22 protein-coding genes are annotated in these 26,477 nt (G+C 71.1%); 10 read left to right on the forward strand and 12 right to left on the reverse strand.

The window, feature by feature from the left end:
* The first annotated feature begins 588 nt into the window (after window positions 1-588).
* On the forward strand, window positions 589-1,869 hold the full coding sequence (locus tag ACGFNH_RS10120; protein WP_393652919.1) for an ABC transporter substrate-binding protein: 1,281 nt from the start codon (window positions 589-591) through the stop codon (window positions 1,867-1,869).
* A 277-nt stretch (window positions 1,870-2,146) separates the two neighbouring features.
* Here ACGFNH_RS10120 and ACGFNH_RS10125 read toward each other — a convergent pair whose 3' ends face one another.
* Window positions 2,147-2,647, reverse strand: coding sequence for a GyrI-like domain-containing protein (locus tag ACGFNH_RS10125; protein WP_393652582.1), 501 nt, complete (start codon window positions 2,645-2,647; stop codon window positions 2,147-2,149).
* Window positions 2,648-2,937: 290 nt separating this feature from the next.
* On the opposite strand from ACGFNH_RS10125, the gene ACGFNH_RS10130 reads away from it, so the two are divergent.
* Entirely contained in the window at window positions 2,938-3,288 is a 351-nt protein-coding gene (locus ACGFNH_RS10130; RefSeq protein ID WP_393652583.1) for an SH3 domain-containing protein, read from the forward strand.
* Between the two features lie 104 nt (window positions 3,289-3,392).
* Here ACGFNH_RS10130 and ACGFNH_RS10135 read toward each other — a convergent pair whose 3' ends face one another.
* Window positions 3,393-4,538 carry a ferritin-like domain-containing protein gene (locus ACGFNH_RS10135; protein ID WP_393652584.1) on the reverse strand — a complete coding sequence of 382 codons (1,146 nt, stop codon included), beginning with the start codon at window positions 4,536-4,538 and terminating at the stop codon, window positions 3,393-3,395.
* A 211-nt stretch (window positions 4,539-4,749) separates the two neighbouring features.
* Between ACGFNH_RS10135 and ACGFNH_RS10140 the strand changes: the two genes are divergently transcribed.
* The 3 genes from ACGFNH_RS10140 (at window position 4,750) to ACGFNH_RS10150 (ending at window position 6,837) form a co-directional block, all read left to right on the forward strand.
* Window positions 4,750-5,685 carry a diiron oxygenase gene (locus tag ACGFNH_RS10140; protein ID WP_393652585.1) on the forward strand — a complete coding sequence of 312 codons (936 nt, stop codon included), beginning with the start codon at window positions 4,750-4,752 and terminating at the stop codon, window positions 5,683-5,685.
* A gap of 155 nt (window positions 5,686-5,840) precedes the next feature.
* Complete coding sequence (locus ACGFNH_RS10145; RefSeq protein ID WP_393652586.1) at window positions 5,841-6,560, forward strand: TetR/AcrR family transcriptional regulator; 720 nt, start codon at window positions 5,841-5,843, stop codon at window positions 6,558-6,560.
* Between the two features lie 10 nt (window positions 6,561-6,570).
* Window positions 6,571-6,837 (forward strand): hypothetical protein, encoded by a 267-nt coding sequence (locus ACGFNH_RS10150; RefSeq protein WP_393652587.1) that lies wholly within the window; start codon window positions 6,571-6,573, stop codon window positions 6,835-6,837.
* A 111-nt stretch (window positions 6,838-6,948) separates the two neighbouring features.
* On the opposite strand, the gene ACGFNH_RS10155 is transcribed toward ACGFNH_RS10150, so the two are convergent.
* Both ACGFNH_RS10155 and ACGFNH_RS10160 read right to left on the reverse strand, forming a co-directional pair.
* Window positions 6,949-7,830 (reverse strand): RNA polymerase sigma factor SigF, encoded by an 882-nt coding sequence (locus ACGFNH_RS10155; RefSeq protein ID WP_393652588.1) that lies wholly within the window; start codon window positions 7,828-7,830, stop codon window positions 6,949-6,951.
* A 609-nt stretch (window positions 7,831-8,439) separates the two neighbouring features.
* The gene (locus ACGFNH_RS10160) at window positions 8,440-8,850 is read right to left on the reverse strand and encodes an ATP-binding protein (protein WP_393652589.1); all 411 of its coding nucleotides are present in this window, start codon (window positions 8,848-8,850) and stop codon (window positions 8,440-8,442) included.
* 571 nt (window positions 8,851-9,421) lie between these two features.
* On the opposite strand from ACGFNH_RS10160, the gene ACGFNH_RS10165 reads away from it, so the two are divergent.
* Complete coding sequence (locus ACGFNH_RS10165; RefSeq protein WP_393652590.1) at window positions 9,422-10,552, forward strand: NlpC/P60 family protein; 1,131 nt, start codon at window positions 9,422-9,424, stop codon at window positions 10,550-10,552.
* 103 nt (window positions 10,553-10,655) lie between these two features.
* Here the strand turns inward: ACGFNH_RS10165 and ACGFNH_RS10170 are convergent, their stop codons facing one another.
* The 5 genes from ACGFNH_RS10170 to ACGFNH_RS10190 all read right to left on the reverse strand — a co-directional run bounded on the left by ACGFNH_RS10170 (window position 10,656) and on the right by ACGFNH_RS10190 (window position 16,713).
* On the reverse strand, window positions 10,656-11,912 hold the full coding sequence (locus ACGFNH_RS10170; protein WP_393652591.1) for a styrene monooxygenase/indole monooxygenase family protein: 1,257 nt from the start codon (window positions 11,910-11,912) through the stop codon (window positions 10,656-10,658).
* 62 nt (window positions 11,913-11,974) lie between these two features.
* On the reverse strand, window positions 11,975-12,550 hold the full coding sequence (locus ACGFNH_RS10175) for an ATP/GTP-binding protein (RefSeq protein ID WP_393652920.1): 576 nt from the start codon (window positions 12,548-12,550) through the stop codon (window positions 11,975-11,977).
* A 121-nt stretch (window positions 12,551-12,671) separates the two neighbouring features.
* Window positions 12,672-13,085, reverse strand: a complete 414-nt coding sequence (locus ACGFNH_RS10180) for a DUF742 domain-containing protein (protein WP_393652592.1) — start codon at window positions 13,083-13,085, stop codon at window positions 12,672-12,674.
* Window positions 13,082-13,654, reverse strand: coding sequence for a roadblock/LC7 domain-containing protein (locus ACGFNH_RS10185; protein WP_393652593.1), 573 nt, complete (start codon window positions 13,652-13,654; stop codon window positions 13,082-13,084). The genes ACGFNH_RS10180 and ACGFNH_RS10185 overlap by 4 nt, the downstream gene beginning before the upstream one ends.
* Complete coding sequence (locus ACGFNH_RS10190; RefSeq protein ID WP_393652594.1) at window positions 13,651-16,713, reverse strand: nitrate- and nitrite sensing domain-containing protein; 3,063 nt, start codon at window positions 16,711-16,713, stop codon at window positions 13,651-13,653. The genes ACGFNH_RS10185 and ACGFNH_RS10190 overlap by 4 nt, the downstream gene beginning before the upstream one ends.
* 444 nt (window positions 16,714-17,157) lie before the next feature.
* On the opposite strand from ACGFNH_RS10190, the gene ACGFNH_RS10195 reads away from it, so the two are divergent.
* Window positions 17,158-17,928, forward strand: a complete 771-nt coding sequence (locus tag ACGFNH_RS10195) for a hypothetical protein (protein WP_393652595.1) — start codon at window positions 17,158-17,160, stop codon at window positions 17,926-17,928.
* A 297-nt stretch (window positions 17,929-18,225) separates the two neighbouring features.
* Entirely contained in the window at window positions 18,226-19,737 is a 1,512-nt protein-coding gene (locus tag ACGFNH_RS10200; RefSeq protein WP_393652596.1) for a hypothetical protein, read from the forward strand.
* 108 nt (window positions 19,738-19,845) lie between these two features.
* Here the strand turns inward: ACGFNH_RS10200 and ACGFNH_RS10205 are convergent, their stop codons facing one another.
* Window positions 19,846-20,286 (reverse strand): MarR family winged helix-turn-helix transcriptional regulator, encoded by a 441-nt coding sequence (locus ACGFNH_RS10205; protein WP_393652921.1) that lies wholly within the window; start codon window positions 20,284-20,286, stop codon window positions 19,846-19,848.
* 196 nt (window positions 20,287-20,482) lie between these two features.
* Between ACGFNH_RS10205 and ACGFNH_RS10210 the strand changes: the two genes are divergently transcribed.
* Together ACGFNH_RS10210 and ACGFNH_RS10215 are read left to right on the forward strand one after the other, a co-directional pair.
* Window positions 20,483-21,325 (forward strand): lysozyme, encoded by an 843-nt coding sequence (locus ACGFNH_RS10210; RefSeq protein WP_393652597.1) that lies wholly within the window; start codon window positions 20,483-20,485, stop codon window positions 21,323-21,325.
* A 139-nt stretch (window positions 21,326-21,464) separates the two neighbouring features.
* Window positions 21,465-22,241 (forward strand): lysozyme, encoded by a 777-nt coding sequence (locus ACGFNH_RS10215; protein ID WP_393652598.1) that lies wholly within the window; start codon window positions 21,465-21,467, stop codon window positions 22,239-22,241.
* 84 nt (window positions 22,242-22,325) lie between these two features.
* Here ACGFNH_RS10215 and ACGFNH_RS10220 read toward each other — a convergent pair whose 3' ends face one another.
* A complete protein-coding gene (locus ACGFNH_RS10220) occupies window positions 22,326-22,751 on the reverse strand; it encodes a hypothetical protein (protein WP_393652599.1) in 426 nt (141 codons plus the stop codon).
* Between the two features lie 91 nt (window positions 22,752-22,842).
* The gene (locus ACGFNH_RS10225) at window positions 22,843-26,421 is read right to left on the reverse strand and encodes an efflux RND transporter permease subunit (RefSeq protein WP_393652600.1); all 3,579 of its coding nucleotides are present in this window, start codon (window positions 26,419-26,421) and stop codon (window positions 22,843-22,845) included.
* Window positions 26,422-26,477: the final 56 nt, after the last annotated feature.

Genomic DNA, 26,477 nt, shown 5'->3' on the forward strand with positions numbered 1-26,477 from the left:
CCGGGGGGGGGGGGTCGCCCCTGGGGGCGCGCGCGCGGCGCCCCGGGGGGCCCCCCCCCCCGGCGGGGGCGGCGGGCGCCCCCCCCCCCCCGCGACGAGGACTTCGGCCAGCCGTCTTCCCAGCGTCTCGGACGCCGGGTGGCCGAGCAGCGTCTCCGCACCCTCGGTCCAGCCGCGCACCACGGAATCGTCGTCGATCAGGAGCACGGCGGTCCGGGCGAACTCGAAGGGCCCGGCACCTTCCAGAGAAGGGGATCGTTCAGGTGTGTCCATAGCGGCCGTCCCGGTCGGCGCCATGCCCGCGAGGACGCCTTTCCGCGACCCGCTTCAACTGGACGCCGTCCTCTTTCCACCGTAACGCCGCCCTCTGTTCGGCGCGGACGGGAGAAAGCGGAGCGCACCGACAGCAGTCCGGGCGAATGCCGGGTACGCCCGCCGCGCCAACCACCCCACCGGTGTTGATACCGGAGCAATACGCGGCGTGAAGTGGACGTCACACGGGGGTACAGGAGAGACTGCACCGTCGCGCCGCCCCCGGAGGGAATCGGCGCGCAGCATGGGATTGAGAAGAAAAAGGCGGTATTGGCAGTGCAGCGGCGGTACTTGGGAATGGTGACGGCCGGTGTCGCGGCCATGCTGGCCTCCACCCTCTCGGCCTGTGGGCAGAGCGAGGCCGCCGGTTCCGGCGGGGTCACCATCAAGCTGGTGGCGGCCGAATACGGGGACCGGTCGGCCAACAGCTCCAAGCGGTACTGGGACCAGCTCGCCGGGGAATTCGAATTCCAGCATCCCGGCATATCCGTGGACGTCGACGTCTACACATGGAGCGAGGTCGACAAGAAGGTCGCCGCGATGGTGAAGGCGGGCCACGCCCCCGACATCGCGCAGATCGGCTCGTATGCCGACTACGCCGCTCAGAACAAGCTGTACCGCGCCGACGAATTGCTCTCGATCCCCACCCAGGCCTCGTTCGTGCCCGCGCTCGCCGACGCCGGGAAGGTGCGGCGCATCCAGTACGGGCTGCCGTTCATCGCGAGCACACGGGTCCTCTTCTACAACAAGGACCTGCTGGCCGAGGCCGGCCTGTCGGGCCCGCCGAAGACCTGGGACGAGCTGGCCTCGGACGCCGAGGCCCTCAAGCGCGCCGGGGTGAAGACCCCGTACGCCCTGCCGCTCGGCCCGGAGGAGCCGCAGGCCGAGACGCTGAACTGGATGCTCAGCGGCGGCGGCGCCTACCACGACGACATCGGCAGCTACACCATCGACTCACCCGAGAACGTCAGGACGTTCACCTGGCTCCGGGACGAATTGGTGGGCAAGGGCCTCACCAATCGCGACCCCGGTTCCCTGAACCGGCAGGAGGCCTTCAGCGCCTTCACACGCGGCGATGTCGCGATGCTCAACGGCCATCCGACACTGATGCAGTTGGCTCAGGAGAACGGCATCGACTTCGGTATGGCACCGCTGCCGGGGCGGAACGGCCAGTCCGAGGCGACCACGGGCGTGGCCGACTGGATGACGGCTTTCCGGCAGAACGGCCACCGCGAGGAGGTCGGCAAGTTCCTCGACTTCGCCTACAGCAACAAGAACGTTCTGAAATTCGCCGACCAGTACGACCTCCTGCCGGTGACCACCGCCGCCTCGGAGGCAATGCGCGCGGACGAGAACAACAAGGCCGTTTGGAAGTTCCTCGACGAGCTGCCCACGGCCAAGAGCTACCCGGTGGGCAAGAAGTCGTGGGGCGGTGTCGTCACCCGGCTGAAATCGGAGATCGGGGACGCGGTGTCGAAGAACGGCGATCCGGCGAGCGTGCTGGGGTCGCTGCAGCGCGAGGCGGAGACGACGGAGAACGCGGCGTCGTCCTCGTAAGGCGCGCGGGGTGGTGGGCGCACCGGGCGGGCGGCGGGCGGTCGGCGCACCAGGCGGGTTTGGACGCACCGGGCGGGCGGCGGGCGGTCGGCGCACCAGGCGGGTTTGGACGCACCGGGCGGGCGGCGGGCGGTCGGCGCACAGGAGGCTGCACCGCAGCGCGTACGACTCCCAACTGCGCCCGCGCTCAAGGCTGTTCGGCAGGCCGCCCCGCAGGGCCGCCCTGCCGGACCTTCCTGCCGGACCGCCCGTGGAGCGGTAGCTCCGGCCCGCTCCGCTACCGCACCCGGTCGGCCAGGCGGAACGCCACTTCGGTCTCCCAGGCGTTCATGTCGGGCTGCACCCGCGGATCCGTACGGTAGATCTCCAGGCGGCAGCCCCACTCCTCGCCCGCGCCCGTCTCCGACATGTCCCACGTCAGCTCGTGCCGAGCCGCCCAGTCCAGCAGGGACGCATGGACGTCCCGGAGCCGGTCGGGGTGGCCGATATGGGTCACGGTCACGTACCGGCCCGCAGGCAGGCTGCCCGCGAAGATCTCGCCCTCGGCCCCGGGGGCGGTGGCGGTGGCGGTGGCGACCGGAAAGCCCGCCTCGATGTCCAGCTTCCGGTCCATGTCGATGACCCGGTAGCGGAAGAAGGGCGGCCCTGCCGGCTCGACGCCCCGGGCGGCGAGCCAGCCGAAGATCTCGGGGAGGCGGTCGGCGATCTCGGCGATCGTGGTCATGGTGACCGTCTTCCGCACCGCCACGTAACTCTGCTCGGGACGTTCTACGATCATGGGCTCCGCCTGCGTGTTCGCGTTCATGCCGTAGGAGACCGGGCGGGCCGCCCTAACTCATCGCCCCCCCGGCGGCGAATACGGACAGTAACGAGTTGCGCGCAATGGGCGACACCCGTAGCGTGATCTGTGCGAGTCGGATAAGGGTTCATTTCACCGCAACTCGCCGCCGGGAAGGCCACGATGCCGCCCCTTCCGGGTGCAGGGCCTGGCCGACGTCGAACCGACGCCCGGCGCCCCGAGTCCCCCATGGGCTCTCCATGGGTTCTCACCTCCCCAGGAGGACAAAGATGCTGCAGTCCAAGTTCAGCAAGCTCGCCGTCTTCGCTGCTTCCGGCATCCTCGCCACCATGACCGCCGCCGGGCCCGCGCTCGCGGCCTCGGACAACGACCGCGACGACCGGGCCCCGTACAAGGGCCGTGTGATCGCCCGGACCGGCCTGCTCCTGCGGGACGCCCCCAACACGAACTCGCGGGTCGTCGGCAGCGTCGCCTACGGCAGCGTCGTCGGCATCCACTGCAAGGTGAACAGCCAGAACGTCGACGGCAACCCGCGCTGGTACCTGCTCGCCAGCGGCCACTGGGCCTGGGCCTCCGCCCGCTACATCGAGAACATCGGCGCCGCGCCGCACTGGTGCTGACGCCCGTACCGAACACCGGCTGACCGTGCTCCCCGTGCGCGCCGCGCGTACGGGGAGCACGCCTGTGCCGTCACCGATCACGCCTCACCGCGCGGATCTGCTCCCTACGTACCGGCTCCGGGCCCGGAGCCGCCCTCCGTGGCACCGGCGCCCGCGCCCGCCGCGATGGCCTCGGACACCTCCGCCGTACGGGCCGACTCCTCCTCCGCGAACCGTTCCGCGTCCAGCTTCTCCGCCAGCTCCTCGTCCTGGGCCATGAGCAGGTCGAGGCTGGAGTCGCCGAGTTCGAAGACACCCATGTCGACGTACGCGCGCTGCAGGCGTTCGCCCCACAGGCCGATGTCCTTGACACACGGGACGATCCGGCTGAACAGCAACTTCCGGAAGAGGTGCAGGAATTCGGACTGCTCGGTGTACTCGGCGGCCTCCGCGGCCGGGATGCCGAAGTTCTCCAGGACCTCGGTGCCGCGCAGCCGGTCGCGCATCAGATAGCAGCCCTCGATCACGAACTCCTCGCGCTCGCGGAGTTCTGCGTCGCCGAGCTGCTGGTAGTAGTCGCGCAGCGCCATGCGCCCGAAGGCCACGTGCCGGGCCTCGTCCTGCATCACGTAGGCGAGGATCTGCTTCGGCAGCGGCTTGGTGGTGGTGTCGCGGATCATGCCGAACGCGGCGAGCGCGAGGCCCTCGATGAGCACCTGCATGCCCAGGTACGGCATGTCCCAGCGGGAGTCGCGGAGGGTGTCGCCCAGCAGGGCCTGGAGGTTGTCGTTGATCGGGTAGAGCATCCCGACCTTCTCGTGGAGGAAGCGGCCGTAGATCTCGGCATGCCGGGCCTCGTCCATGGTCTGGGTCGCGGAGTAGAACTTCGCGTCGAGATCGGGGACGGACTCCACGATCCGCGCGGCGCACACCATCGCGCCCTGCTCACCGTGCAGGAACTGGCTGAACTGCCAGGCGGTGTAGTGCCGTCGCAGCTCGGCCTTGTCCTTCTCGGTCATCTTCGCCCAGTACGGGGTCCCGTGGAGGGCGAGGGACTCGTCGGGTGTGCCGAGCGGGTCGTACGGGTCGACCTCCAGGTCCCAGTCGATCCGCTTCGCGCCGTCCCACTGCTTGTCCTTGCCCTTCTGGTAGAGGGCGAGGAGGCGGTCGCGGCCGTCGTCGTAGTCCCAGTTGAAGCGGGCCGAGCCGGACGCCGGCACCTGCCACAACCCTTCCCCAGGATCTTGCGCGTAGAGCTCGTGCGTCGACACTGACGCCTCCTTCGCTTCGCGGACCAGACCGGAAACTCCCATGGGGGGCGGATAGTTGGCAGGCTCACACGTCTGTTACCGCCCAGTCAACAAGTCGTGCGAGAACTCGTGCACAGGGGATTGACGAGCTTGCTGACAAGTAGTCTCATAAGACGTGACCGGTGGTAACTCGTGGGCACCGGTGGCACTCAGCAGCGAGGAGCGCTCAGCCATGACGTCGTCCGTGACCGGAACCCGCCCGCCGCTTCGCGACGCGCTCGGGCTGCTCAAGGACCGCGAACAGGTCGCCCAGCGGCTGCTCGAGTCCTCCGCGAAGCACTCGTTCGACCCGGACACCGAGCTCGACTGGGACGCACCGCTCGAAGAGGGCAAATGGTTCTGGCCGCCGGAGCTGGTGTCGCTCTACGACACCCCGCTGTGGCGCCGGATGTCCGAGGAGCAGCGCATGGAGCTGTCCCGGCACGAGGCCGCCGCGCTCCTCTCCCTCGGCATCTGGTTCGAGGTCATCCTGATGCAGCTGCTGGTGCGGCACATCTACGACAAGAGCCTGGTCAGTTCGCATGTGCGGTATGCCCTCACCGAGATCGCCGACGAGTGCCGCCACTCCAAGATGTTCGCCCGGCTGATCGACAAGGCCGGCACCCCGGAGTACCGGGTCAAGCCCGCTCACCACACCCTCGGCCGCGTCCTGAAGACCGTCTCCACGACGCCCAGTTCCTTCGCCTGCACACTGCTCGGCGAGGAGATCCTGGACTGGATGCAGCGGCTGACCTTCCCGGACGAGCGGGTCCAGACCCTGGCGCGCGGCGCGAGCCGCATCCACGTGGTGGAGGAGGCGCGGCACGTCCGGTACGCCCGCGAGGAACTGCGCCGGCAGATGGCGACCTGCCCGCGCTGGGAGCGCGAGGTCACCCGCATCACGTGCGGCGAGGCCGCCCGGGCCTTCTCGGTCGCCTTCGTCAATCCGCAGGTCTACACGAACGTCGGACTCGACCGACGCGAGGCCGTCGCTCAGGTGCGGGCGAGCGGACACCGGCGCGAGGTGATGCAGACCGGGGCCAAGCGGCTGACCGACTTCTTCGACGACATCGGCATGCTGCGGGGGGTGGGCCGCCGCATGTGGCGCAGCTCCGGCCTCCTCGCGTAACACGGCCCCCGACCCCTGACACGGCACGCGCTTCGCGGCTTCGCCGATACGGCACGCCTCTTGGCCTGCTCCGGCACGGTGCGGCGGAAGCGACCGCGCCGCCCGGCCGGTCACCGGAACTGTCGCACCTGACGTGGACCGATACGCTTTTGGATATGAGAGGCAGTGATGTCGCGTACCGCAGAATGTCCGTCGAGCAGCGGCGGGCGCAGCTGATCAGCGCCGCCCTGGAGCTGTTCGCGCACTCCGCCCCCGAGGACATCTCGCTGGACGACGTCGCACACGCCGCAGAGGTCTCCCGTCCGCTCGTCTACCGCTACTTCCCCGGCGGCAAGCAGCAGCTCTACGAAGCCGCGCTGCGCACCGCCGCCGACGAACTCGAGCAGTGCTTCGCCGAACCGCAGTCCGGCCCGCTCACCCTGCGCCTCTCCCGCGCCCTGGACCGCTACCTCGCCTTCGTCGACGAGCACGCCCCCGGATTCACCGCCCTGCTGCAGGGCGGCAGCGTCGCCGAGACGTCCCGGACGAGCGCCATCGTCGACGAGGTCCGGCGCACGGGCGCCGAGCAGATCCTGCTGCACATGGAGGTGCCCGAGCCCGGCCCCCGGCTGCGGATGATGGTGCGCATGTGGATCACGACGGTCGAGGCGGCTTCGCTCATCTGGCTCGACGAGGACAAGCAGCCGCCCGTCGAGGAATTGCGCGACTGGCTCGTCGACCACTTCATCGCCCTCTTCACCGTGACCGCCTCGAGCGATCCGCAGACGGCGGAGGTCGCACGAGCCGCCCTGGCGATCGAGACCTCGGAGGGCGCGGCCGGTTCACTGGCCCGCCGCGTCCTGCCCGTGGTCAGCGACGCCGCGCACCTGCTGTGAGGCGACTGGCGTGAGAAGCGAAGAGACGCCCTTCGTGGGCGGCCCCCTGGACGGCCGGGTGCTCCCGGTCCTGGTGGGCGCGACCGGTCACCCGCCGAAGGTCTACGAGATCCCGGTGCCGGACCCGGACGGCGGCGAAGCTACGGTCCACATCTACCGCCGTGCACCGGCCGGGTATTCGAAGCGGCTGGGGCTGCAGCAGGGCTGGAAGTACGAGTACGACCCGGAGGGGAGGCCGAAGGGCGGCCTCAAGTGGCCCTGGTCCAAACCGGACTGAGCGGGACCGGCCGAGGGGTAGCGAGGCGGCGGGGCTGACTGCGGGACCGCGGAGCCGGCGGACGACCGGACGGCCGGACCGCCGGACCGCGTATGAGCGAGGCCGCGGACCCTAGGAGCGGGGGAGCATTTGGGCGCGCAGTCGGGACAGCGTACGAGCGAGCAGCCGCGACACCTGCATCTGGGAGATGCCCAGTTCAGCCCCGATCTGCGCCTGGCTGAGCTCTTCGCCGAAGCGCAGCCGCAGAATCAGCCGCTCGCGCTCACCCAGCCGGGCGACGAGCGGGCGGAGCGCCTCCATGTCCTCCACGGTCTCCAGTGCTTGATCCACATCGCCGATGCGGTCGGCGACCCCCTCCCCCGCCTCGCCCGGTGAGTCGTCGGAGGGCGCGTCGAGCGAGGTCGCGGTGAAGCCGTTGGCCGCCACGATTCCCTCCTCGATCTCCTCTCTGCTCATCCCGAGGTGCTCGGCGAGTTCGGCCGTCGTGGGCGCGCGGTCGAGTCGCTGCGAGAGTTCGTCGGTGGACTTGGCGATGTCGACGCGCAGTTCCTGAAGCCGGCGCGGGACGTGCACGGCCCAGCCGGTGTTGCGGAAGTGGCGTTTGATCTCGCCGGTGATGTGGGGGACGGCGAAGGTGGCGAACCCCACCTGCCGCGCGAGGTCGAACCGGTCGATGGCCTTGATCAGTCCGATGGTGCCGACCTGGACGATGTCGTCCATCTGGTCGGCCCGCCTGCGGAAGCGCGCGGCGATGTACCTGACCAGGGACAGGTTCATCTCGATGAGGGTGTTGCGCACGTACTGGTGCTCGGCGGTGCCTTCCTGGACCACGGCGAGGCGGTCGAGGAACACCTTCGAGAGTTCCCGGGCGTCTCTGGGGGCGACATGGAGCGGATCCTCGATGTACGGCAGTTCCGGGGCAGCATCGGAATTCGCCCGCACCGGCCCGTGCTCCGGCGAAGTGACGGGAACCACGGTTTCCGTTCTGCTCATGTCGCTCTCCTCTGGGCCTTGTTGACGCCTACGGCTCCTTCAGGAATTTTCGCGGCCTCTGCTCGGAACCCACGAAAACGCCGAACCTCTGGACGAGATGAGGACCGAATGTCCGCCGGGGGGGGGCGGGAAGAAGCCATTGCACGACTTCTTCCCGCCCAGTCCCCGAGATGGCGTTCTCCCCGGCTTTCATGGTCTCATCGCTGACATTCCCCCTTTCTTTTTCTCCGCGACCAGGAGGACGTGACCTGGCCTGTTGCGAGTGGCACCAACTCGTTGGGTGTCTCCGGCCGGTCATGGCCGGCGGTGTGCAGCAATCTCGGCTATCGCCTCTTCCGTTGCTGTTTCCGGGCTTCCTTCATGGCCACGCCACGGAACTCCCTTCATGATCGGAGCCTGATAGTGAGTCGAATGCCCGGGGCCTCCAGCCATAAACGTGCGCCATTCGAGGGACATATGGCGCCGCGCACCGCGTTCGCACGCACCGAGAAAAGCGGAAGTTCCGGGCAGGGCGGCGCCGGAGAGGAGGCGTGGGAGAACCATCCGGGCACTGCTGGGAAAAGCGTGGCGGCGCTCGGACGCACCGGCCGGAGGAAGGGGCTCGGCGACTCAGCGGGCCATGAGCACGCGGATGGTCTTGCCCCGCGTGCCGGCGTCCACCGAGACCGAGTGGGCGAGACGGCAGACCATGCGCCACCCGAACCCTCCGTTGGCGCCCGAGAAGTCGGGAACGCGCTCGCTGGGCGGGACGGGGCTGTCGTCGGTGACGGCGACCTCAATGCCCTCGGGCCGCACGGACAGCGTTATCGAACACGACGTACCGCCGGCGTGACGGACGGCGTTGGTGATCAGTTCGGAGATGACCAGTTCGACCGCGGCCGCGGTCTCGCGAGCCGGCGGCGGAATGAGGCCGCGCATGAAGCGATCGGCAATTCGGCGGGCTCGCGCGGGCGTTTCGGAGCTGATGTCCAGGACGGCAAGGGTGGACGGCACGGTGGTGCGCACCCCGATGTCATCCATGCAGTCACCCTCCGTCCCTATGTCGACGCACGCCATCGAAGGAGAAGCGTGCCCAGAAAGGCGGACCCCATTACACAAACAAGACCCCAATTGGAAGCGTTCGGCAAGTGGGACTGTTCGGGCTCGAGTTGAGCGGGAAGTTCCGGGCCGCCTCCGACCGGCCCGGGGCCGTCCGTGGGTGCGGCGTCACGCAGAGTCCGGATCGCGCCCCGCGCCGCCGGGCACACATGGGCCCCATACGGTTGAATTGGTGTGGACCACTGGTATACCGGCCGAGTTCTGACATCCGGCCGCGCACCGCGGCGCCATGGCCGGCACAGGACCGCCACGCCTCACCGCCACCCGGAAGCGCGCCGCCGGTCGGGTGGCCATAGCACGTCCGGACCCGGGCGCGCGGGAGCATCGCCGCAGCCCCACCGGTCCGGCACCCTGCGAGTGACTTCCTTGGTCGGTTCCGCGCAGTCCGGTTTGCCGACAATACGACCAACTCCGAAGATCGTCACGCGCGTGAAGGCGAGTGCTCACGCGCACCCCCATCAACGGAGGTAAGTCGGTGTCAAGACGGTTCGTAGTGTCGGTCCGCACGGCGGCGGTGGCCGCGGGTACGGCGCTCGCGGTGGCCGTACCCCCCTCGCCCGCCGTTCTCGCGGACCCCGCCGACCGGTCGGTGCAAAATCTGCTGACGCAGCTTCAGACGTTGTACCAGCGCGCGGAGGAGGCGGGCGAAGCCTACAAAACGGCCGATGAGGACCTCAGACGCCAGCACCAGCAGGTCCGGCGGCTCGGCACAGAGCTCGCGCAGGCGCGGGTGCAGCTCACCGCGGGCCGCAACGACGCCGGCCGGCTGGCCCGGGAGCAGTACCAGAATTCCGCCGGTGCGGTCTCCGCGTATCTGCAGCTCCTGATGAGCCGAAGCCTGCGGGGCGCCCTCGACCAGAGCCATGTGCTCCAGCGCGCCGCGAACAAGCGGAACCACACCGTGATCCGGCTGGCCGGGAACGAACGCCGCCTCGACGGCGTGACCACCCGGGCCCGTACCGCCCTCGACAAGCAGCAGACACTCGCCGAGAAGCGGCTGACCCTGCGCACGACCGCGGAGCGGCGCCTCGGTGAGGTGGAGAGCGCGCTCGCGTCGCTGTCCCCGCAGGAGCTCTCGCAGGTGGGCCGGCTCGAGCGGTCCCTCGTCGCCACCGCCCAGCGCTCCTTCATGGGATCGACCGGACTCAGCGCCGTACGGCAGACGCGCAAGCCCTCACGCGCGGGCGCGCAGGCGATCGAGTACGCCTTCGCGCAACTCGGCAAGCCCTACGAGTGGGGCGCGGAGGGGCCCGCCTCCTTCGACTGCTCGGGACTCACCTCCCAGGCGTGGGCACACGCCGGGAAGAGAATCCCGCGGACGAGCCAGCTCCAGTGGCGGAACCTGCCGCGGGTGCCGGTGAAGGAGCTGCGCCCCGGCGACCTGGTCATCTACTACCGCGGTGCCACCCATGTCGCGCTCTACGTCGGCAACGGCATGGTGGTGCAGGCACCGCGCCCCGGAGCCGTGGTCAAGGTCTCGCCGATCGCGGCGAACCCGCTCCTGGGGGCCGTACGCCCCGACGAGGGTGCGAGACCCCTGCAGCGGTACGCGCGTCCGGGACTCCCGAAGGGTTCCAAGCCCGGCGGCGACACCGGCTATGCCTCCCCCACCGCACCGGCGTAGCCACTCGACTCCGGAGAGGCGACCGGCGACACACGGACCCCCAACGCGCCGCCGCCCGCCCCCGCGCACGACGCGGCGGGCGGGCGGAGGGTCCCGGAGGTGATCAGGCGCCGGAGCTCTGCGCGGCGGTGACCTCGCCGAGGTACGCCTCGGCCTTGTCCGGCTCGAAGAAGAAGTTCTCGAAGTCCGCCGGGTCGTTGAAGCCGTTGGCGAAGCGGTCGGCGACCGGCTGCAACTGCCCCGCGGCACCGATGAGGTTCAGTACGTGCTCCGGCGGGGGCGCCAGCATCGCGTTCGTCCACTTGGTGACGTGCTGCGCGGTCTCCCAGTAGCGGTCGAACGCGGACTGCATCCACTCCTCGTCGAACGGCTGGTCGCCCTGCTCGACGATCGACGCGAGGTACGAGGCGGCGCACTTGGACGCGGAGTTCGAGCCCTGGCCGGTGATCGGGTCGTTGGCCACCACCACGTCGGCGACGCCCAGCACCAGCCCGCCGCCCGGCAGCTTCCCGATCGGGTTGCGGACGGTCGGCGCGTAGCGCCCGGCCAGCGTGCCGCCTGCGTCGGTGAGTTCGACCTTGGTGGCGCGCGCGTACTCCCAGGGCGTGAAGCGCTCCATCAGCTCCAGGGTCAGCGCGAGGTGCTCGTTGGGGTCCTTGACGCCCTGGAAGGCGTCCAGCGGACCGCCGGGGATGCCTTCCCAGAAGAGGATGTCCGCGCGCCCGGAGTTGGTAAGCGTCGGCATGATGAACAACTCGCCCACGCCCGGGACGAGGTTGCAGCGGACCGCGTCGAAGTCGGGGTGCTCGGGGCGCGGGCCGAGGCCGTGCACATAGGCGACGGCGAGTGCGCGCTGCGGAGTGTCGTACGGCGAACGGGAGGCGTCCCGGCCGAACATCGACACCAGCTCGCCCTTGCCCGCGGAGACCAGCACCAGGTCGTACCGCCGGGCGAAGAAGTCCAGGTCGGAGACTGCCGCGCCGTGGATGACGACCTGACCGCCGCGCTGCGCGAACGTCTCCATCCAGCCGGCCATCTTCAGGCGCTGGTCGACGGACTGCGCGTATCCGTCGAGCTTGCCGACCCAATCGATCGCCCTCCCCCCGGATTCCGGCGGTCCGGCGACGGAGACGCCGAGGCCCTCGATGTTCGGCGCCTGGCTCTCCCAGAAGTTGATCTGCAGATCGCGCTCGTGCTGGAGCGCGGTGTGGAACATGCACTGGGTGGACATGACCCGTCCCGCACGGATCTCGTCGGCCGTCCGGTTCGACATCAGGGTGACCTCGTAGCCGTGGGACTGCAGGCCGAGGGCGAGCTGGAGACCGGACTGGCCGGCCCCCACGACGAGTATCTTCCGCATGACAGGGGTCTTCTCTCTCGGTTGGTGCAGGGCGGTCGGGGGCGGCAGCGGCTGAGGCTACGTCACTCGGGCGACACGTCAAGGGCGTGGCCCACCAGGGCCAGCAGCGACTCGACGACGCTGATCCGCTTGCGCGCGTCCATGACGACGACGGGGACCTGCGCGGGGACCGAGAGGGCGTCCCGTACGTCCTCGGCCGCGTACTCCGGGGTCCCCTCGAAGTGGTTGACCGCCACGACGTACGGCAGTCCGCAGCTCTCGAAGTAGTCCAGGGCGGGGAAGCAGTCGGGCAGCCGGCGCGTGTCGGCCATGACGACCGCGCCTATCGCGCCGCGCACCAGGTCGTCCCACATGAACCAGAAGCGCTGCTGGCCGGGCGTACCGAAGAGATAGAGGACCAGGTCGGAGTCGAGCGTGATCCGGCCGAAGTCCATGGCGACGGTGGTCGTGGTCTTGTCCGGGGTCGCCTCGATGTCGTCGACGTCCTCGGAGGCCTGGGTCATCAGTGCCTCGGTCTTCAAAGGCACGATCTCCGAAACGGAGCCCACGAACGTCGTCTTGCCGACGCCGAAGCCGCCCGCGACGACGATCTTCGTGGCTATCGGTGCGCGGCTGCGGTCGGTCTGCCAGCCCTGCAGACCGTCCTCGGCCGCGACGGCGCCGTCCTCCTCGCCCCGGCCGACCGTACGTCCGGTGGCCGTGGATGTACGTGCGGTGGCCGCAGCCGTACGTCCGGTGGCCGTGCCGGAGTCTGCGACGTCAGAGCCTGCGAAGTCCACTCAGCACCCTCTCCAGCAGCGCGCGTTCGGGGCGGCCGGTGCCGTGCCCGGTGCCGTAGACGCGGATCATTCCCTGGTCGGCCAAGTCGCTGAGCAGGACGCGGACCACGCCCAGCGGCATGCTCAGCAGCGCCGAGATCTCCGCCACCGTCCGCATCCTGCGGCAGAGTTCGACGATGGCGAGCATCTCGGGCATGACCCGCTCGGCCCATGCGCCGGCGGTCAGTTCGCGCCGCTCCTCGGGGCCGTCGAGTGCGGCGACGAAGGTCTCGACGAGCAGGACATGGCCGAAACGGGTGCGGCCGCCGGTGAGCGAGTACGGGCGGACGCGCGCCGGCCGTGTGCCGGACGCCGGATCCGCCCCGCGCCGCGGCAGCTTGGGCGAGGAGGTCACTGGTGCCTCTCCATGGACGTGCGCAGTTCACTGCGGAGCTCGGGGGTGAGAACGTGGCCGGCCCGTCCGACGAACAGGGCCATGTGGTACGCCACGACGTTCATGTCGCAGTCCGGGGTGGCGTGCACACCGAGCAGCGAGCCGTCGCTGATGGACATGACGAAGACGCTGCCCTCGTTCATGGTCACCATCGTCTGCTTGACGGACCCGCCGTCCATCAGTTTGGCGGCGCCGATGGTGAGGGCGGCGAGCCCGGAGACGATGGTGGCGAGATCGGCGGACGATCCCCTGGGCCCGCGGGCGGCTCCCGGGGCGGCGCCGGACTGCTCGCGGCTCCCGTCCCCGCCCGCGCTCTGCCCGGCGTTCCGCCCCGGGACCGTGGGGGTCTCCGAGTCCGAGGAGAGCAGGAGCAGACCGTCAGAGGAGACGACGGCGACCGAACGGACGCCGGGCACCTCGTCGACCAGGTTGCTCAGCAGCCAGGCCAGATTACTGGCCTGGCTGCTCACTCCGAACGGCGGTGCGGTCCTGCTGCCCGGGTCCGTGCTCGGCTTGGTATACGCGTTCAACCGCGTGCCTCCTCGACTGTGCCACCCTCGTTCGCCGCCCCCGTCCGTCGCTCTCCGGCGCCCTCTCCTGGTGTTTCCTGTGCCCCGGTCGCGTGGGGGGTGGCGCCCTGGGCGGGTGTGCCGTGCGCGGGCGTGCCGTGCTCAGGCGGGCCGGGCTCCGGCGGGCCGGGCTCCGGCGTCGTGCCGACCGGTGGGTCCTGTGCGGCGATTTCCTGCGCGGCGACCCGCTGGCCGTCACGCGCCCCACGCTGGAAGCCGCCGAGCCTGCGCCGCAGTTCCTCGGCGTTGACGGGCCCCGTCCGCTTCTGCGCCGCAGGAGCGGTGGGTGCCACGGTCTTCGGTGTCCGCTTGGGCAGGCCCTTGTCGGTGACGCGCTCCCACTGCGGCGCGTCGCCGCGCCCCGCCGACTCGTCGGTCCCGTCCGGCAGTCCGGGGGTGGTGAACGCGCCGGTGCCGTGGGCCGTCGGGCCGTGCGGGTGGCCGGACGACGGGGGCTGACGCAGATCTCGCGTCTCCTGGTCGGCGACGGCGGCACCGCCTTCGTCCTCGGCGTGCGCGTGCTGGTCGGGCCCGATGGCGTACGGTCCCGCATCGGCCGCTGCGGCGGCCGGCGCTGCCGATGCTGCGAGCGATGCGGACGGAGTGGCAGGCAGTGCGGGGGGCGTGGCAGACGGGGACACCCCGTCGGCGAAGGGCTCCCCTGCCGGCGCGGCCGGCCCGTCGGCCGACAGCTCGGCCGGGGGCGTGGGCAGCGGGAACGTCCCCGTCACCTCCGACGGCGGTGTGACGGGCGGCTGTGGGGAGACATGGGGCTGCGGGGCGGTGGGGTCGGCGTTCGCAGGCGGAGCGCCCGTTGCCGTCGTCGCCGACTCGTCCGCCGCGATGGCCCGTTCGGCGGCAGCCACCACCGGGTCCTCGGCAGGAGCGGCGTCCGGCTGCGGGCTCCGCGGAGCCGGTGTACGCACCGGCAGGGTGTTGGAGTTGGCCTCGGCGACCGAGCCGGGCAGGCTCACCGCCGGCCGCTCCGGCGCACCCGCCCCGCCCGAGCCCGCCGGGGCCGGGCGCGTCGGCAGGATCGACTTGGGCAGGACGGCCACGGCCGCGGTGCCGCCGGACTTCTGCGCGCGGAGTTGCACACGTACGCCGTGCCGGGACGCCAGCCGGGCCACGACGTAGAGACCCAGTCCGAGCGTGCCGTCGTCCTCCTCGCCGGAGGCCGGATCCGGCTCCGCCAGGCGGGCGTTGACCGCCTCGATCCGCTCCTCGGGGAGACCGATGCCCTCGTCCTGGACGGAGAGCATGATCTCGCCGTTCTGCATCAGCCACCCGGACAGCTCCACCTGGGCGTCCGGTGGGGAGAACGCGGCGGCGTTCTCCAGCAGTTCGGCGACCAGATGGCTGATCGCGTCCGCCGCGAACCCTGCGACCTGTGCGTGCGGCGGCAGGGAGTGGATGGCCACACGGTCGTAGCGCTCGATCTCGCTGACCGCGGCGCGCAGCACGTCCAGCAGGGGGACGGGGGCGCCGACCTGCCCGCCGCTGTGGTCGGCGCCGGCGAGGACGAGGAGGTTCTCGCTGTTGCGCCGCATACGGGTGGCGAGATGGTCGAGTTTGAAGAGCGTGTCGAGGCGCTCGGGGTCCGCCTCGCGGTCCTCCAGGCCCTCGATGATGCCGAGTTGCCGCTCGACGAGAGCGAGCGTGCGCAGCCCCAGGCTGACGTAGCTGGCATGGGCGTGTTCGTGGATACCGTCGAGGCGTTCGGTCAACTCCCCGTGCAGGCACCGCAGTTCGTCACGCTGCTCGGCCAGGCGCTGCCTCTCGCCGACGAGCCGGGTCCGGTCCTCGCCGAGCTGCCCCACGCGGGCGTGCGCCCGTACGGCGTTCTGGTGCAGTTCGTTGACCGCCGCGACGACGTCGGCGAACTCGTCGTTGCGACCGTTCCAGCGGACCGGCTCCTGTTCGGCCGGGTCGTCCGCGACACGACGCGCGCCACGCCGCAGCACGGCCAGCGGGTGGGTCATGGACCGGGCGGCCGAGATGCTGATGCCGACGGCCAGCAGCAGGCAGACCACGGCGAGCCCGATCTCCAGCTCCAGCACGGTGACATCGTCGTCACGAAGGGCGGCGAAGCGCTCGGCCTCGGCCCGGGTGAGCGCGGATTCGGCGGCACGCATGCGGTCGATGCGGCCCGACAGCGCGGCGTCCACGCGCCCCCGGTCGAGCCGGAGGTCGGAGGCGGAGAGCTGCGGCTGGTCGGTGAGCCGGGCGAGGTAACGGTCGGCGCTGCTGACCTCGGTGCCGTTGACCGTGTTCGCGTAGCGGTCGACCGCTGTCTCGGGTGCCGTCTGGCCGAAGTCGGCGAGCGCCGCCTCGGACTGGACATGCGTACGCTGCGCGGCGGCGGTGAGCTGCGCCTGGCCGCGGCCGCCGGAGAGCGCGGCGAGCAGAAGACCGCGGGTGCCGGAGGCATGGTCGACGGCGCGGCCGAGCACGGGCAGTGCTTCGGCGGGCCCCGAGGCGCGCGGCGGGACGCGCCGGGCGAGGTCGGCGACGAGCGTACGGACCGCGTCGACGGCTTCGGTGTACGCCTCGAAGGTGTCCGAGGCACTGCCCCGTCCGGACTTCGCCTCCTGACGGATCTTCGGCAACCCGGCGAGGACGCGGCGCAGTTCGGCGGACGCGTCGGGGCGGATCTCGGAGACCTGGCGGTCGACGCGGGCGCGGCGGCTCTCGGAGGCGCCGTCGGCACCGGATGCGGTGGTGCGCCCCCCGGCAACGAACTCGGTCATGGAGTCGCGTTCATCGGCCAGCGAGTGAACGAGAACGACGGCCTGGGAGTTCACATCCGAAAGGGACACCAGCCGCTGCGACTCGGTCAGATCACCGGAAGCGGCGGCGATGCCCGGGGCTCCCGCGGCCAGTACGGCGACGCCCACCACGGCCACGGCGCCGACGAGCCGGTTGCGGACCAGGGCCTTGCGTCGCTGTGGCGCCGACGCGCCGTCCGAGGCGCCGCCCGTGGGCTTCGCCGAACCACGCTTGATGCCCCGAGGCAACATTTTCTGCACCGGTGCTCGCAATCTGTTTCTCGTCTGCCATGGCCGAGGTGTCAACAGTTCACTCGTGCCGGCCGCGCGTCGCGGAGCGCCGACGAGCCCCCGCCCTCACCCTTTGGTACGAAACTGACCATTCCAGTACCGCTTTGGGCGAGGCGGCCCTCACCCGCTTGGCCACCTGAACGAGTGAACATCACTCCGGAGTTGGCAAACAACTCTTGCCTTCGGGGTGCCACTGTGTTCCCCACCAAGACGGTTGGAAAACCTCACAGGGACTGGCAGGATGCTCCCCCACAGCGGACCGGAGTCGGCAATTCCGGGTAATTCCGGCATGGTTGACGCCCCCTCATTTTCACTCGACCGCAGGTCAGGGACGTTCCGGTGGGTCACCCGGAGGCCATCCGCCGGACACCCGGCAACCGCCCCTCCGTCCGGCAGACTGACGGCATGCGCGTCGACCTCAGCACCGAACCCGGTGACCCCCAACGCCCCAACGAGGACTACGTATCCATTGCCCTACCAGCGTCGGGGCAGGGCGGGACGCTTGTCCTCCTCGACGGCGTGACGCCGCCGGAGGGCGGCGGAGGATGCGTCCACGGGGTGCCGTGGTTCACGGCGCGGCTGGGCGGCACGATGCTCGAACTGTCCGGATCTCGACGGGATATGACCCTGGCACGCTGCCTCGCCGAGTCGATCCGGCTCACCGCGGAGGTTCACCAGGCCTCCTGTGAGCTTTCTCACCTACTGACACCGCAGTCAACAGTGGTCGCCGCACGGTGGGACGCGGACCGCGTCGAGCACCTCGTCCTCTCCGACTCCACCCTGCTCATCGAGGGCACGGACGGCAATGTCACAGCCGTCCTCGACGATCGCATCGACCGCCTGCGCGCCACGGGCCGGCGCGTCGCGCCCCTGCGGAACACCGAGGGCGGCTTCTTCACCGCCGCGGCCGACCCGGACGTGGTGCGGCGTGCCGTCACGGGGACATCGCCCCGCGCGAACGTACGGGCGCTGGCCGCGCTGACCGACGGCGCCGCGCGGTGGGTGGAGGTCTTCCACGAGGGCGACTGGACGGACTGCCTCGCGCTGCTGCGCGCGGAAGGCGCCCGGTCGCTCCTGGGTCGCGTACGGGCGGCGGAAGCGGCCGACCCCGACGGCACGGCCGCACCTCGCGGCAAGCCCCGCGACGACAAGGCGGCGGTCTTCGTCGAGCTCTGACCCAGGGCGGGTCCCGGGCCGGCCGGTGCCCTTGGGGCGTCGGAAACCCAGGGGACCGACGGGCGTCATCACCCGCCTCACCGGACGCGGACGTTCCGAAAACCGTCCGGCACCGGATACAACGTGGACCACGAGCCGTGCGTCCTGGAAGGTGCACCAGTAGCGGGAACCCGGCACACGGGCTCCGAGGAGGCGAACTCCTCGCGGCCCAGGCCGCCGTACGGAGCAACGGGGGACGTCATCACATCCCTGGATGGACCCACACCCTCGCGCGTCGCGCCGGCCCAGGGCCGGGGCATGACGCCCGGCTCCCCGGCTCCCGACCGACGGGCGCAGGGACGGCGGACGCACGTCGCCGTTCTGCCCGTGTTCGCGGCGCTGACGCTGGGGCTGTGGGGCATCCGGCGCGACGGCACGATGTGGCGGGACGAGTCCGTCACCTACCAGGTGGCCCACCGCAGCCTGCCCGAGCTGTGGGCGACGCTGGGGAACGTCGACGCCGTGCACGGCCTGTACTACCTGCTCATGCACGCCTGGTTCGCCGTGTGGGAAGGCGGGCTGCTCGCGCTCCGGCTGCCCTCCGTCCTGGCAGTGGCCGCGTCGGCCGGCGCGGTGGCGTGGCTGGGCAAGCGCCTGGTGGGCCCGCGAGCGGGACTGATCGCCGGGCTCGTCCTCGCCGTGCTGCCCCCGGTGCAGATGTACGCCCAGGAGGGCCGGTCCTACGCACTCGTCTGTGCCGCCGTCACAGCCTCGACGTGCCTGCTCGTACGGGCGGCCGCCGGGCGCGGCGGCGGATGGCGCGGCATCGCCGGGTGGACCGCCTACTCCGCGGTGACATGGGTGGCGTGCCTGCTGCACGAGTTCGCGATCCTGGCGCTGCTCGCGCACGGCACCACGCTGTACCTCTCCCGTCGGCGCGTGGCGAAGAAGACCCGGAGGGGATGGATCGTCTCGGCGAGCGCGGTGACCGCGGGCGTCCTCCCGGTCGTGGTGCTCAGCATGCGGCAGCGGGAGCAGCTCTCGTGGCTGGGGCGGCCGGGATGGGAGGAGTGGGCCGGATTCGTGGCGCTGGTCCTCGTCGGGGCGGCGCTGTCCCGGGTGCCCGTGAGCCACCGTGGCCCCGTCCGCCCGGCGGCGCTGGCGCTGCCCCTGCTGGCCCTCCCCGGTGCCGCGCTCATGACGGTCTCGCTGGCCGAGCCGCTCTTCATCGACCGGTACGTGCTGTACTCGGCGGCCGGTATCGCACTGCTCGTGGGTGCGGCGCTGGACTGGGTGCTGCAGCCCGGGAGGCTTGTGAGCCTCGTACCGGCCGCGGGTCCGCGGTACGCACAGGTCGCCGTGGTCGCCGTGGCGGCCGCGGCCGTGCTGGTGCCCTCGCACCTCGAACTGCGCAGCCCCGAAAGCCGCAAGGACGATGTCGCGGGCATCGCCCTTGCCGTCGAGAAGGCGGCCCGACCCGGGGACGCGATCCTGTTCATGCCGTCCCGGCGACGCGAGTGGCGCATGTCCTACGCGCCGCAGTACCGGGAGGTCCGGGACATCGCGCTGAAGCGGGACCCGGTCGCGTCGGACACCCTCCAGGGCTCGGAGCTGCCGGCGCGGGAGATCCGGGCGCGCATGCTGAGCGAGGACCGGATCATCACGACGAGTGACCCTGCGGGGCAGCTCCTGGACACGGTGGAGGCGGAAGTCGTCAAACGGGCCGTCCTCCGGGAGCACTTCGAGATGTGCTCCCGGACCGAGGTGAAGGGCGGCAGCATCACTCTCTGGGCACGGGAGGGCCGGTGCGGGGACGGCGGTGCCCGCTGAGGGACGGACGTCGGCGGGTCCGGCCGTTCCGGCGCACACCGGTCAGTCCTCCGCCGCGCCTCAGTCCTCCGCGCCTCAGTCCTCCGCGCCGGTCATCCTTCGCGCCGGTCAGTCCTCCGCGCCGCCCTGGAGGCTGTTCAACCGGTGCAGCAGGCGCGCCAGTTCGGCGATCTCCGCGCTGTCCCAGCCCTCCAGCTTCTTCACATAGCTCTCGCGACGGGCGTTGCGCACCGCCGAGAAACGGGTCCGTCCCTCGTCGGTGAGGGCGACGAGGGAGGCGCGGCCGTCGTCCGGGTCGGGGCGGCGGGCGATGAGGCCGAGGGTTTCGAGTGCCCTGAGCTGGCGGCTCATCGTCGCCTTGCCGACGCCGAAGTACGCGGCGAGGGCGGTGGCGCGCTGTTCGTCGGTCTCCTCCATGCGGACGAGGAGTCCGTACGCGGCGGGTTCGAGGTCCGGGTGGATCTCGCGGGCCATCTCGCCGGAGGACGCGCGGGCGCGGCGCAGGAAGACGGCCAATTCCCGTTCGAGTGCCAGAAACTCCCGGTCCACGCCTGTCACGGTCTTTGCACCTTTCCCCGTGGCCGATTTCTTTCAGCAGCTGCCGTTGCCGCAGCTCGTCCAGTATTTCGCAGGAGTAGACCAACGGCAGCACGCCGGGCCCCTTTGGCCGCGGCGGAGGCCGGGTACTTCATTTCTGGCATGGCCACACCAACCCTCCCCCGCATCGAGGCCACCGGAGGCACGCATGTCCGTGCACCCTTCCCTACGCCGCCTGTTCGCCGCTCTGCTCGCCGTTCTCCCCGTCCTGCTGATCGCCCTGTCCGCCACGGCGCCCACCGCAAGCGCCGCGGACCGCCCGGGCCGGCCCGACCGTCACCCGGAACGCAACTGGATGGGCTCGACCGTCCGGATACACGAGCCGGGTATCCCCGACCCCGTCCCCGCGCCGTGGCTCACCGCCGCGAGCGTCGAGGGCGTGGACGTCAGCGGCCACCAGGGCGCCGTCGACTGGGCGGCACTGTGGGACAGCGGAGTCCGCTTCGCCTACGTCAAGGCGACCGAGGGCAATTACTACCAGAACCCCTCCTTCGGTCAGCAGTACAACGGCTCGTACGGGATCGGGATGATCCGCGGCGCCTACCACTTCGCGACGCCGAACGACTCCGGCGGAGCCGAACAGGCCCACTACTTCGCCGATCGCGGCGGCGGCTGGTCCGCCGACGGCAGGACCCTGCCGGGGGTGCTCGACATCGAGTACAACCCGTACGGCGACACCTGCTACGGGCTGAGCCAGGCCGCGATGGTGAGCTGGATCCGCGACTTCACCGATACCTACCGCGCGCGGACCGGGCGCGACGCGGTCATCTACACGACCACCGACTGGTGGACGCAGTGCACGGGCAACAACGGCTCCTTCGGCGCCACCGACCCGCTGTGGATCGCCCGCTACAACACGACGCCGGGCACGCTGCCGAACGGCTGGGCCTACCAGACCTTCTGGCAGTACACCTCGACCGGGCCGATCGTCGGTGACCACAACCGGTTCAACGGCACATTTGAGCAGTTGCAGACTCTGGCCAACGGTTAGCGGCGCCCCTACCGTCGGACCGTTCGAACGAACCACGCGTGCAATGTCCCCTCCTGCGAGGGCACTTCGCTTCGCCGGAGGGGAGCCCCCCACCCACCGGGCCTCCCCACGGGCCCCGACACCCGGAGGCATCCCCCACATGCCCGTGTCCCGGCTTCGCCGACCCCCGTGCACCCTGCGCGCCGCCCTCCTCACCGCCGCCACCGCGCTGGTGTGCATCCTCACCCCGATCGCCGTACCCGCCTCGGCCACGGCCACCACCCCCGCCCCTGGCGGCGCGAGCGCCGACCAGGTGCCCGGCATGGACGTGAGCCGCCATCAGGGCACCGTCGACTGGCAGGGCGCCTGGGACAACGGCGCCCGCTGGGCCTACGTCAAGGCCACGGAGGGCACGGACTTCCAGAGCCCCACGTTCGCCGAGCAGTTCCAGGGCGCGTACGACGTGGGCATGATTCGCGGCGCGTACCACTTCGCCCGCCCCGACACCTCCGGCGGTGCCGAGCAGGCGCAGAACCTGGTCGACCACGGAGGCAAGTGGACCGACGACGGGCGGACGCTGCCGCCCGCCCTGGACATCGAGTACAACCCGAACGGCGACGACGTCTGTTACGGGCGGAGCCAGAGCGACATGGTCGCGTGGATACGGGAGTTCAGCGACACCGTCAACGAACTCACCGGCCGCCACCCGGCGATCTACACCACCGCCGACTGGTGGACGCAGTGCACGGGCAACGACGCGAGCTTCGGGTCCACCAACCCCCTGTGGATCGCGCGCTACGCGGCCTCGCCCGGCACGCTGCCGGCGGGCTGGTCCGACCACACCTTCTGGCAGTACGCCGACTCGGGCACCTTCCCCGGCGACCAGAACTGGTTCAACGGAACGCAGGAGGAGCTGGAGGCCCTCGCCAAGGGCTGATCCGGCCGGCCGGCTCCCCGCGGGGACCGGGCGCCGCGCGCCGTGCCCCGGCGCACGGGCCGCGCCCCGCGGGGAGGCTCCCCCTCAGCCGCCGAGACGTTCCTCGATCCGGTCCTTGATCTCCTGCGGAACGCCGTCGGGGTACCTCTGCCGGAGGAGCTTGAGGGCCTGGTCCGGGAGTCCTTCGGGCAGGCCCTGCTCCTTGGCCCAGTCGCGCAGGCCGCCGTCGTCCGTGCCGGGCGCCGACGGGCCCGAACCCGACGCCCCCGGAGAGGAGCCCCCGGGCAGGCCGCCTCCCCCGGCCAGGACGGACTGCATCGTCGACTTCATCTGGCCGACGAGCACGATGCCCGCGGTGCCGACGCCGGCCAGAAAGATCACGACAGCGGCCAGCACACCGGCGAGTACGCGCAGCAGCCTGCGATGACGCCGGGCGAAACCGGGAGAACCGGGCTCCGTACGGGGGCGGTCGGAGCGGACCGCGGTCCGGGTGGCGGGGGACGAAACCATGGAAGACCTTCCGTCGAGTGGTTGCGGTGGTTGGCGTACGAGCCGGGGCGGGCGGGTTACGAGCGGCCGCCCGCCCCGGCTCCCGAAGGCATCAGTGCACGGCGACCGGCTCCTCACCGGCCTCCGCCCGGCCGGGCGCATCGGACCCGCCGGGCTCGGCGGGCTCGCCGGACGCCGGGCGGCGGCGCGAGCGGTTCCGTACGGCGTCGGCCAGGGAGTACAGGACCGGGACGAGGATCAGCGTCAGCAGCGTGGAGCTGACCAGGCCGCCTATGACGACGATCGCCAGGGGCTGGGAGATGAACGCCCCGCCGCCGGTGAGCCCGAAGGCCATCGGCAGCAGCGCGCAGATGGTGGCCAGGGCCGTCATGAGGATCGGCCGCAGGCGCAGCCCCGCCCCTTCGACGATGGCGCTGTGGGCGGACAGGCCGGCCCTGCGCCTCTGGTTGACCAGGTCGATGAGGACGATCGCGTTGGTGACGACGATGCCGACGAGCATCAACAGGCCGATCAGCGCGGGCAGTCCGAGCGGAGTGCCGGTCGCCACCAGCAGCCCGAGCGCACCGGTGGCCGCGAACGGGACGGACACCATGAGGATCAGCGGCTGGAGGAGGCTGCGGAACGTGGCCACCATGATCACGAAAACCAGGAGGACGGCGACTCCCAGCGCCAGGCCCATGTCGCCGAACGCCTCGTCCTGCTGGCTGGTGGTGCCCCCGAGCGCGTAGCTCGCGCCGTCCGGGAGCCGGAGCTTGTCGAGGCTCTGCTTGAGATCCTTGCTGACGGCTCCGGTGTCCTCGGTCGTCGCCCGGGCGGTGACAGTGGCGGCGCGGGCGCCGTCGATGCGCTTGACGCTCGCGGGGGCGTGCGTCACCTCCACGTCCGCGACCTTGTCGAGGCGCACTCGGCCCTGCGGGGTGAACACGGTCGTGTCCTCCAGCGCATCGACGGCCTCGGTGGGATCGCCGGTGCGCACGACGAGTTCGGAGCTCTCGCCGCCGAGGCTGACCTCCCCGAGGCGTGTGCCGTCGAGGGCCTGGGTGACGGCCTGGTTGATCCGGTCCTCGCCGATCTCCTTCTCGGCGGCGGCTCGCTTGTCCGGCACCACCGTCACCTGCGGCATGTCCTCCGTCAGGTCCGTGGTGACGTCCTCGGTGCGCGGGGTGTCCCGCACCGTACGGCGTACCTGCTCGGTGGCCTTCTCCAAGGTGGCGTCGTCGGGGGCCTGGACGAGAACCTCCAGGCTCGAACCGCCCAGACCGCCCGCCTCCGTGGCCTCGACGGCGATCTCGCCCGCGCCCTTCACCGACGCGACGGCGTCGCGCAACTCGCGCTCGACGGCGGCCTGGTCGGCGTCGGGGCTCGCGGTGATGCTGTACGTGGCTGTGCCGGAGTCGGACGCCGTTCCTCCGCCCCGGAGCTGAACGCCCGCCTGGCCGCCGACGGTGAGCTGATAGGTGTCGATGTCGTCCACGTCGGCCAGCGCCGCCTCGACCTTCTTCGCGGCGTCGCCGGTGTGCCGCAGGCTGCTGCCCGGGGGCATCGTCTGGCGGATCGTGAAGGTGTTCTGGCCGGAGTTCCCGAGGAAGTTGGTGCTCAGCAGCGGCACCAGGGCGACCGTGGCGCCGAGGATCGCGAGGGCGGCGAGGAGGGTGAGGCCGCGGAAGCGCAGGGCGGTGGTCAGGAAGGGGAGATAGGCGCGCTGGAGCAGCGTACGGCCGGTGCCTTCGCCGGCGTCCTTCTTCTTCCGCTCGGCGGCGTCACCCTTCTTCTCGCCGGCTGCCCCCTTCTTCTCCTCCTCGCTCGTCCCGTTCTCCGTGTGGGCCTTCTCCTTCCGGCTCGTCTCCTCGTCCCTCTCCCCCGCGGGTGCCGCCTTGAGGAACCAGTACGCGAGGACGGGCACCACCGTCAGCGACACGAGCAGCGAGGCGAGCAGAGCGACCGTCACCGTGATCGCGAACGGCCCGAAGAGCTGGCCGACGATGCCACCGACGAACGCGATGGGCAGGAACACCGCGACCGTCGTCACGGTGGACGAGGTGACGGCGCCCGCCACTTCGCGTACGGCGTCGGTGACGGCCCTGCCCTTGTCCCGGGTGAGGCCGAGGTGCCGCTTGATGTTCTCCAGGACGACGATCGAGTCGTCGACCACCCGGCCGACGGCGACCGTCAGGGCGCCCAGGGTGAGGAGGTTGAGGGTGTAGTCCCACGCCCACAGCGCGATCAGGGCGATCAGCACGGACAGCGGTATGGACACCGCCGTGACGAGCGTGGACCGCACGGACACCAGGAAGAGCAGGATCACCACGACGGCGAAGGCCAGGCCGAGCCCGCCCTCGGTGGTCAGGTCGTCGATGGACTTCTCCACCGCCGGGGCCTGGTCGAAGACCACGGTCAGATCGGCGCCGTCACCGAGCTTCTTCTCCAGTCCGGGCAGGGCGTCGCGTACGGCGTGGGAGATGCCGACGGTGTCGGCGTCCGGCTGTGGGGTCACGGCGACGCCGAGGGTGGGTTCGCCGTTGGTGCGGGTGAGGGTGGTGGAGGGCGCGAGAGCCTGCCGGACGGTGGCGACGTCCTCCAGGCGCACCGGTTCGGCGGACTTGCCCGCTCCGGCCGCCGGCGCGTCGCCGCTCTGCGCGCCGGACGGTGCGCCGGACTGCCCGCCGTTCGGTCCGCCGGACTGCGCGCCCGACCGGGGCGCATCGCCCGTACGACCCGTGGCACCGGCCCCGGCACCGGTCGCCGCTCCGCTGCCGGACGGGGTCACATACAGCTCGCGCAGGTCCTTGACCGAGCCCAGTTCGCCGTCGACGGAGACCGCGTAGCTCGTGTCGTCCTCGGTGAGAGCGCCTGAGGGCAGGACGGCGCCGGCGTTCTGCAGGGACTGGGTGACGTCGGCCGGGGTGAGCCCGGCGTCCGCGAGGGCGTCGCTGTCGAGCGTCACCGTCACACGCTCGTCCCGGACACCGGTGACCTTCACCTCGCGTACGCCGTCGATGGCTTCGAGCTCGGGTACGACCGCGGAGTCGAGGCGGTCGGCGAACGCCTTCTCGCCGTCCGCGTCCTCCGCCTCGTCCCTGCCGCCCTCGCCGTCCTCGCTGTCCTTTCCGGCCTTGCCGTCGGCTTCCCCGGCCCCGTCCTGGGCGTCGTCGTCCGCGGTGTCCTCGCCCTCGGCACCCCGGTCCTCCGCGCCCCCGTCCCCGGCGTCCGTGTCCTTCCCGCCGTCCCCCGTGCCCCGGGCGGCCGCGAGCTGGACCGCGGGCAGATCCTCCGTGGACCCGGCCACGACCTCGGTCTCCACCCCGTCGGGGAGCCGCGGCTCCACCTCGTTGACCGCGTCCCGCAGTGTCGCGGTGCTGTCGTCCGCCGAGACCCCGAAGTCGAACTCGGCGACGACGGAAGCGGATCCGGACCGCGAGGTGGTGGTGACGGACAGCACGCCGTCCGCGTCCCGTACGGCCTGTTCCAGCGCCACGGCGACCTGGTCCTCGACGACCTGCGGCGAAGCTCCCGGATAGGAGGCCGTGACCGAGACCTTGGGGAAGGAGACGTCCGGCATCATCTGCTGCCGCAATGAGGGGAGGGCCAGCAGCCCCACCCCGGTGATCGCCAGCATGACGAACGCGACCAGGGCGCGGTTTCGCATGCTGAACGAGGTCAGCTTGATCATCGATGAGTTCTCTTCCTGTGCGTCACGCGATGGCGTCCGACGCGAGGGATCCCAGC

The organism is Streptomyces sp. NPDC048639 (assembly GCF_043199075.1).
Taxonomy (GTDB): domain Bacteria; phylum Actinomycetota; class Actinomycetes; order Streptomycetales; family Streptomycetaceae; genus Streptomyces.

Excerpts from the sequence above, each read along its gene's own strand:
- ACGFNH_RS10125 (WP_393652582.1), bottom strand. The coding sequence starts at position 2,647 with ATGATCGTAGAACGTCCCGAGCAGAGTTACGTGGCGGTGCGGAAGACG.
- ACGFNH_RS10130 (WP_393652583.1), top strand. The coding sequence starts at position 2,938 with ATGCTGCAGTCCAAGTTCAGCAAGCTCGCCGTCTTCGCTGCTTCCGGC.
- ACGFNH_RS10140 (WP_393652585.1), top strand. The coding sequence starts at position 4,750 with ATGACGTCGTCCGTGACCGGAACCCGCCCGCCGCTTCGCGACGCGCTC.
- ACGFNH_RS10145 (WP_393652586.1), top strand. The coding sequence starts at position 5,841 with ATGAGAGGCAGTGATGTCGCGTACCGCAGAATGTCCGTCGAGCAGCGG.
- ACGFNH_RS10155 (WP_393652588.1), bottom strand. The coding sequence starts at position 7,830 with ATGAGCAGAACGGAAACCGTGGTTCCCGTCACTTCGCCGGAGCACGGG.
- ACGFNH_RS10160 (WP_393652589.1), bottom strand. The coding sequence starts at position 8,850 with ATGGATGACATCGGGGTGCGCACCACCGTGCCGTCCACCCTTGCCGTC.
- ACGFNH_RS10170 (WP_393652591.1), bottom strand. The coding sequence starts at position 11,912 with ATGCGGAAGATACTCGTCGTGGGGGCCGGCCAGTCCGGTCTCCAGCTC.
- ACGFNH_RS10190 (WP_393652594.1), bottom strand. The coding sequence starts at position 16,713 with ATGTTGCCTCGGGGCATCAAGCGTGGTTCGGCGAAGCCCACGGGCGGC.
- ACGFNH_RS10195 (WP_393652595.1), top strand. The coding sequence starts at position 17,158 with ATGCGCGTCGACCTCAGCACCGAACCCGGTGACCCCCAACGCCCCAAC.
- ACGFNH_RS10200 (WP_393652596.1), top strand. The coding sequence starts at position 18,226 with ATGACGCCCGGCTCCCCGGCTCCCGACCGACGGGCGCAGGGACGGCGG.
- ACGFNH_RS10210 (WP_393652597.1), top strand. The coding sequence starts at position 20,483 with ATGTCCGTGCACCCTTCCCTACGCCGCCTGTTCGCCGCTCTGCTCGCC.
- ACGFNH_RS10215 (WP_393652598.1), top strand. The coding sequence starts at position 21,465 with ATGCCCGTGTCCCGGCTTCGCCGACCCCCGTGCACCCTGCGCGCCGCC.
- ACGFNH_RS10220 (WP_393652599.1), bottom strand. The coding sequence starts at position 22,751 with ATGGTTTCGTCCCCCGCCACCCGGACCGCGGTCCGCTCCGACCGCCCC.
- ACGFNH_RS10225 (WP_393652600.1), bottom strand. The coding sequence starts at position 26,421 with ATGATCAAGCTGACCTCGTTCAGCATGCGAAACCGCGCCCTGGTCGCG.